Origin of the sequence: Phocaeicola sp. ICN-14070 (genome assembly GCF_037892625.1) — a bacterium.
In the GTDB taxonomy this organism is placed as follows: domain Bacteria; phylum Bacteroidota; class Bacteroidia; order Bacteroidales; family Bacteroidaceae; genus Phocaeicola; species Phocaeicola plebeius.
Genome location: NZ_JBBKBF010000191.1, coordinates 1 through 364, shown reverse-complemented (window position 1 = coordinate 364; position 364 = coordinate 1). Strand labels below are relative to the sequence as shown.

Here is a 364-nt window from a genome sequence, read left to right as displayed (position 1 = left end):
AATGCTGAGCAACAAGATCGGTGAACTGTACAGCGAAAAACTGAAAGACTGGTGGGAGAAGTTCGGCAAGGCGATGGAGGACAACGAACTGACCGAGGCGGAACGGAACGCGCTGACTGAAGAGTACATGCAGTATGTGGATGAAGCCCTTGCCCTGCGTGACAACCTGGCTGCTGCCACGGGCTACGACAAGACCGAAGCCGGCGGCACCAGCCAGAGTGCGAAAGCGGGCGGCTTTACGGCCATGACGCAGGACCAGGGGACGAAGCTGGAGGGCATGTTCACCGGCGGGCTGCAGCACTGGAGCAGCATGGACGAGCGGCTGGAAAGCGTGGCGGAGAAGATGGACACGGCTGAAGGCCAC

The 364-nt window shown here is 60.4% G+C and carries 1 pseudogene; it reads left to right on the top strand.

Going from position 1 to position 364, the window contains the following annotated elements:
• Nucleotides 1–364: pseudogene (locus WKT20_RS18260) on the top strand (viral A-type inclusion protein); the annotation flags it as partial.